We start from the raw sequence: 6,518 nt of genomic DNA, 5'->3' as shown, positions 1-6,518 counted from the left end.
CGGTTTCCCACAGGTGTTTGAGACCAGCGCGTCTACCAATTCCGCCATCCGGGCAAAACTGCGCACAAAAGGACCGTTCCTTTCAAACACGCGGCAAAGGTAAAAATTATTTTTATTCAGCAATGCAAATAAGTGGCAATTTTTAGCTGTCGCTTCATTTAAATTTATAATTTTGCACCTCGCTTACAACAACAACTACTAACATACTACTAAACAAGACAATAACATGTCACATCAAGAACCGGAAGCTAAAATTTTCGCCTGTTCCCAAAGTGTCTATCTCGCCGAACAGATCGCTAAACACTATGGCGTTCAACTAGGTAAGGTAACGTTCTCAAAATATTCTGACGGAGAATTTCAGCCTTCTTACGAAGAGTCGATTCGAGGAATTCGCGTATTTATCGTGTGTTCTACCTTTCCAAGTGCCGATAACCTCATGGAGTTATTGCTCATGATCGATGCCGCAAAACGCGCATCGGCACGACATATCACTCCCGTGATTCCGTACTTCGGATGGGCCAGACAAGATCGCAAAGATAAACCTCGTGTGCCAATTGGAGCTAAGCTAGTAGCCAAACTACTCGAAGCAGCAGGTGCAACGCGTATCATGACCATGGATTTACACGCAGATCAAATCCAAGGGTTTTTCGAAAAGCCAGTAGATCACCTGTTTGCATCTACCATCTTCTTGCCCTACGTAAAATCGCTAAACCTCGACAATCTCACCATCGCATCACCCGATATGGGAGGCTCTAAAAGAGCATACGCCTATTCAAAATTCCTAGAATCCGACGTGGTAATTTGTTACAAACAACGAAAAGTCGCCAACGTAATCGATACCATGGAACTTATCGGAGAAGTGAAAGGACGAAACGTGATTTTAGTCGATGATATGATTGATACCGGTGGTACGCTCGCGAAAGCAGCCGATTTGATGATCGAAAAAGGAGCATTAAGCGTTCGAGCCATTTGTACGCACGCTATTTTATCGGGCGACGCTTACGAGAAGATTGAAAACTCCAAACTCAGCGAATTAATCACAACCGATTCTATTCCGCTGAAAAAGCAAACGCCAAAAATCAAAGTAGTGAGCTGCGCACCCCTATTTGCAGAAGTAATGCAAATGGTGCAGCACAACAACTCGATTAGCGGCAAATTTTTAATGTAATTTAATTGTTTAACTATATTTTTTAAAATGAAATCGATTACTATCAAAGGATCTGAAAGAGAAAGCGTGGGCAAATCGGCAACGAAAGCCTTGCGTAATGCTGGAATGATTCCTTGCGTTTTATACGGAGGAAATCAGACGGTGCATTTCGCAGCTGAAGAAGGCGCTTTTAAAAACTTGATTTACACTCCAAACGCACACACAGTTGTGATCGATTTGGGAAGCAAAAAGTTCGAAGCTGTTTTGCAAGACATTCAACAACACCCAGTAACTGACAAAATTCTTCACATCGACTTCTATCAATTGTTCGATGACAAAGAAGTAACCATGGAAGTTCCTGTAAAAGTTGTAGGTACTTCTAAAGGTGTATTGGCAGGTGGTGTTCTTCGTTTGAACCAACGCAAATTGAAGGTAAAAGCTTTACCAAAAGATTTACCTGATTTCGTTGAGGCTGATATCACGCCGCTTGAAATGGGTAACAAATTGTATGTAACTAAGTTAGAAACTAAGAATTTCAAACTGTTACACCCAGATAATACTGTAGTAGCGCAAGTGAAGATTTCACGTGCTGCAATGAAAGCCGCTCAAGAAGCAGCAAAAGCAGCAAAAGCACCTGCAAAAGGAAAGAAAAAGTAATTCGAATTACTTTTCAACAAAAAGCATCGGTTTTTCCGATGCTTTTTTTATTGAACAATATTGAAGTCGCTTAAATTTGAACACTTAAGTAAAAAGTAATGTTACTGAGAATTAAGCGCCTTTTTGGTGTAGAACGCAAGGACGAATTCATGAAAAAGTTTTTAATTGTAGGTCTGGGAAACATCGGCGAAGAATATCGAGAAACCAGACACAACATCGGCTTTAAAGTGGTAGAAGCTTTAGCCAGCAGCGAATCGGCTTCTTTTAAATCGGTTCGTTTCGGAGAAATGGCCGAAGTCAAAGTGAAAGGAAGAACAGCATTACTTCTTAAACCTAATACGTATATGAACCTCAGTGGAAAAGCAGTGAAGTATTGGATGGATAGCGAGAAAATTCCGTTAGAAAATATTCTTGTTATTACCGACGACCTCAATTTGAGTTTCGGCACCATTCGCATCAAAGCAAAAGGAAGCGACGGCGGACACAACGGACTCAAAAGTTTGCAGGCCGAATTACAATCGCAAGCCTATCCGCGTTTTCGTTTCGGTATTAGCGATGCGTTCAATAAAGGTCAGCAAGTCGATTATGTGTTGGGAAAATGGACCGCAGAGGAAAACAAACTTCTTCCCGAACGTTTAGATCTCGCGTCGCAGGCGGTAAAATCATTCGTATTTTCGGGACTACAAAACACAATGAATCAATTCAATGGCAAATAAAACAATTCTCGCGTTTACCGCCGTTTGCTTACTTTTTGCATGTAAGTCGGCACCCTCGTATTCTAAAGTAAATCCGCTAACTACTTGTGCAGTCGATTTTAAATGCAGTGAAACCTTACACAAAAATGCTTCGTTGGAATTTAAAATGGCAGAATATGGGAACGCTACGGCAACAATAGTCGAGCAGCAAGAAAGTTTAGTGGTAGAATTAACTAAAGATAGAATCGTAGAAAAAGGAATTCAAGATGCCAATTACCGCGAACACTTTTTGATACAGCTTGCCGATCCAAAGAAAACCGTGGGCGTTAGTGCGGTTCAAAAATTTGTGTTTGGAAAATTCTGCTATTGCAAAGGCGAGGCGGGCTATTTCGAAGTCACCGATTTTGAAGTAAGCTATACCTCAAACGGAAAGGTGGGTCGATATGTGATTACTTACAGCGTTCCAAACAGCAAAATTCAGAAACAAAAAATTGAATTTGAATTGCGTTAAATGCTAATAAATTTTAGAATTTGCGATCATAAAAAAACGGCGATTCATATTTGAATCGCCGTTTTCCATTTGTGTTAGTTTTGGTTATTATTCCACAACAATTCGCTTTACTTCTTTGAAGTTTGCGCCAGAGATTGAAACTAAGTACACTCCCGCTTGTGCGTTTTGCAATGAAATGATTTCGTTCAGCGGACCAGCACCTGCTGTATTTGATTGGTGCAACACACGTCCGCGCATGTCGTAAACAGTAATTTCCGATTTCGCATCCAGTGCTTTCGCAGAACTGATAGTAAAGTTCCCGTTACTTGGGTTTGGATAGATGGCAATGCCAAAGTCGGAAGTAGTATCTTCTACAGAAAGAGGCGCTGCAGCTCCGCATAGTCGTAGGCTCCATGCTACAAGTGCACCTCCGTCGCCATTCGTCGAATCTGTAACTCGCAACGTCCATGTTCCTTGAGAGTTCTGACCAATGATGTTTGTAAATCCGTCTAGAGGAATATTTCTACCCGAAATTCTTGGATTTTGTGGCTGACAAATAATTGCACTACCTGATGCGGTGAACGTGGCATCTACGTTTTCGTTACCTTCCGTATTGGTACACACCGCCTGGAATAAACGAATATTTGTTCCCGTAGGCGAAATCAATCTGCAGGTTAAATCTCTAACCCAAGTGTGATTAATTTTCACGTACACTTCAAGTTCGTTTATGGTAATATTTTCAGCTGCAGGAACCGATAAAGTAGAGTTTATTGTAGGTTGACCAGTAGCTGAAATTGTTAAAGGAACATTTACAGAAACGTAGTTGTCGCAGTACTTGGTGGTGAACTTAAATGCGGTCGACCAGTTTCCAATGCAGCCGCTATTACGTGGGCGAATTCTCCAGAATAATTCCGTTAAGGAAGGTAAATCCGATGCCGCGAACGTATTTGTTGTTACGTTACCAGTTGCAACTATTGTGGAAAAATTCGAATCTTGTGCAATTTGAATGTCGTAATTTGTAGCTCCGGGATCTGCTAACCAAGTTAAAGTAGTTGCTGTATTTACACCAGTAGCATTGTTTGCAGGAGTTGAAAGCGTAGATGTTGCAAAGTTTGCCGTACTAACTTCAACATAAAAGGTAGCTGTTTTGCTGATGTTTCCTGACGTAGCAGTAACCGTAATTGCGTACACTCCAGCAGTCATGTTGGCACCACTAGATACCGTCATTGTAACGGTGCCTGTTGCGTTTATTGTATTTTGAGAGAAAGAAACGTTTATACCGGCTGGTAAATTTGTAGCGCTTAATGTAGTTTGAGCATTGAAACCTCCGAATGCCACATAAGAAATCGGGAAAGTAGTCTGACTACCCGCGCAAATGGGTTTGTTTTGTTCACCCGCAACGCCATTCATTCCTATCGAAAACGAACTTCCTCCAGTGGTTATTGCAAAATTCGCGTTCGATATATCGTAAAAAATATTGTTGTGCCCAATAATAAGAACTCTATTTGTTGAGCCAGTCGTAGAAGGCAGACTAATTGTTTCTGAACCGTCATTTGGAACTTTACTTGCAACTAAAGTACCGAACGGATTTGAACTTGTTGTCAGCAACCAAATATCAACAAATGGGGTATCAACGCCATTACCTGTTGTACCAGCTACATCCCAAGTTACTACTTGGTTTGATCCAGCAACAAGCGACGTGTTTGTGTTGGGCGAAGTAACTGTAAATGGACCCGTATTGGCTACGTTAACCGTAATATTTTCTCTGGCGGTTTGACCTCCGTTTACTAAGTCGTTATCACGTACTGTAAGTGCAAAATTGTAGCTTCTTTCTACACTTGCAACAACTTCGTATGTAGGAGTAATATTGTTTCCGAATACACTCGTAAATTGAGGAAAAAATCTTGTACCGACATTAACGGGAATTCTAGATCTAAAGTTCGGACCGACTTCGCTTGTAGCAGCAGGTGGTTGGATAGAGGTATCTGTATCAATTTGTTCCCAACAATAAGTTAAGCCTGCATCATCTACGTCTGTTGCAAAACCGCGCAATAAAAACGGAGTGCTAAATGGTATTGTATAATCCGATACCGGCTGAATAACAGGAGCGGCATTGCTCATCGCCGTATTAACGGAACAACTAGCGCTAGACGATACCAGAGCATCTATCTGCGCAAGGCTAACTGCATGAAAAGCAGCGTCTGAATTATTCTGAACGTTTTGAGGAGCGCAAATACCAGCATAAGACATAATAGTAGTTCCACTTCCTGGCTCAACCGAAGTTGAAGGACTCATATTCCCGTTACAAGAACCCGTCTGACTACTGAAAGTATGCGTTGCACCAAATTGGTGTCCCATTTCATGAGCTACATAATCAATGTCAAATGGATCTCCAACAGGCGCATCCGAGCCAGTAACTCCGCGTGCTTTCTGTCCAGCTAAACAAACCGAACCCAAGCTCGCAATTCCACCGCCGCCGGTTGAGAAAACATGTCCTATATCGTAATTTGCACTACCAATATTATTATCGATAAATGTCTGATTTTGTTGCAATAGTTGCCCTCCATTCGTGTTGTTAAAATTGTCCGAAGCGATATTGATAAGTGTGTCGTTGTTGCCAATTAACTCCATGGTTATGGCTGCATCTCTTTCGTATAAGCCATTTACACGAGTCATCGTAACGTTCATCGCAGCCAATACAGCTGCCACTTTTTGTGCATTGGTTCCATTGTTGAGACCAGCCGCAGCAACATGATACGCAGCGTATTCGATCGTACATGAAATGGCCAATCTATAGGTTCGCAGTATTCCAGAGTCCGAGTTGGTAGCTTGTGTGCTAAACGCCTCTGCTTCCACAGCACTAACTTCATCCATAACTTCGCAGTTAAATCCAGAAAGGTTTTCTAATGATGTGCGATTATACACTAAATAGGTACCCAAATCGGCTGATAATGGTTGGATGTAGTACGTGCCAACTTCAGTATCAAAATTTATAGAGTGTAAACCAAAAAGCGTTACTGAAAAACGGATACTAGAATTCTTATTCTTAGTACTTCTACCCACATACGACTTAATATCAGGATATTTTGCCGCTAAACTGGGATGCATTACGGAAGCTTCGTACACTTCATATTCTACCAATTCACCATTCGGAGAAGGAAATGAAATCAATTTCCCCGCTTGAGATCCCGCAGTTTTACGGTCAGGCGCACCAACTAATACTGCTTTTAATGCAGCCGTGTTTAGATCGAAAGTCTCATAATTCGACGGGAAATTTTTAAACTCTAAACGAGGCTTACTTGCCACATCAGCCTTAGAAATACGTGTCCAAATCTGACTACTTGCTTCATTAGGCAACAAAATACTCAGCAAAAGTACTATGAGTAGTATTCTTTTCATCTTTAAAATAATATTTAAGCAGCCAAAGTTACAGATTTCGATAATATACGCAGCATTTAGATGGTTAAATTGCAAATCTTTCATGTAAATTCTACAAATTGTATGGATTATAGCAATACGAGCAAAGAAC

At 41.2% G+C, this 6,518-nt stretch carries 5 protein-coding genes; 4 read left to right on the top strand and 1 reads right to left on the bottom strand.

Going from position 1 to position 6,518, the window contains the following annotated elements:
- The first annotated feature begins 226 nt into the window (after positions 1-226).
- The 4 genes from ACOVQQ_RS07795 (at position 227) to ACOVQQ_RS07780 (ending at position 3,010) form a co-directional block, all read left to right on the top strand.
- A complete protein-coding gene (locus tag ACOVQQ_RS07795; protein WP_094486105.1) occupies positions 227-1,168 on the top strand; it encodes a ribose-phosphate pyrophosphokinase in 942 nt (313 codons plus the stop codon).
- Between the two features lie 27 nt (positions 1,169-1,195).
- Positions 1,196-1,804, top strand: a complete 609-nt coding sequence (locus ACOVQQ_RS07790; protein ID WP_094486106.1) for a 50S ribosomal protein L25/general stress protein Ctc — start codon at positions 1,196-1,198, stop codon at positions 1,802-1,804.
- A gap of 149 nt (positions 1,805-1,953) precedes the next feature.
- On the top strand, positions 1,954-2,520 hold the full coding sequence (gene pth, locus ACOVQQ_RS07785) for an aminoacyl-tRNA hydrolase (RefSeq protein WP_421817703.1): 567 nt from the start codon (positions 1,954-1,956) through the stop codon (positions 2,518-2,520).
- Entirely contained in the window at positions 2,510-3,010 is a 501-nt protein-coding gene (locus ACOVQQ_RS07780; RefSeq protein WP_421817702.1) for a hypothetical protein, read from the top strand. The genes pth and ACOVQQ_RS07780 overlap by 11 nt, the downstream gene beginning before the upstream one ends.
- Positions 3,011-3,097: 87 nt before the next feature.
- On the opposite strand, the gene ACOVQQ_RS07775 is transcribed toward ACOVQQ_RS07780, so the two are convergent.
- Positions 3,098-6,388, bottom strand: coding sequence for a reprolysin-like metallopeptidase (locus tag ACOVQQ_RS07775; protein WP_421817701.1), 3,291 nt, complete (start codon positions 6,386-6,388; stop codon positions 3,098-3,100).
- Positions 6,389-6,518: the final 130 nt, after the last annotated feature.

It is taken from the genome of Flavobacterium sp. (assembly GCF_049240005.1).
Classification (GTDB): Bacteria; Bacteroidota; Bacteroidia; order Flavobacteriales; family Flavobacteriaceae; genus Flavobacterium.
Note: the sequence above shows the minus strand (reverse complement) of the source record. Positions and strands in the feature narration are given on the sequence as shown.

What these genes read in the sequence shown, in the direction of transcription:
- ACOVQQ_RS07780 (WP_421817702.1), top strand. Translation starts at nt 2,510, where the DNA reads ATGGCAAATAAAACAATTCTCGCGTTTACCGCCGTTTGCTTACTTTTT.
- ACOVQQ_RS07790 (WP_094486106.1), top strand. Translation starts at nt 1,196, where the DNA reads ATGAAATCGATTACTATCAAAGGATCTGAAAGAGAAAGCGTGGGCAAA.
- ACOVQQ_RS07795 (WP_094486105.1), top strand. Translation starts at nt 227, where the DNA reads ATGTCACATCAAGAACCGGAAGCTAAAATTTTCGCCTGTTCCCAAAGT.
- pth (WP_421817703.1), top strand. Translation starts at nt 1,954, where the DNA reads ATGAAAAAGTTTTTAATTGTAGGTCTGGGAAACATCGGCGAAGAATAT.
- ACOVQQ_RS07775 (WP_421817701.1), bottom strand. Translation starts at nt 6,388, where the DNA reads ATGAAAAGAATACTACTCATAGTACTTTTGCTGAGTATTTTGTTGCCT.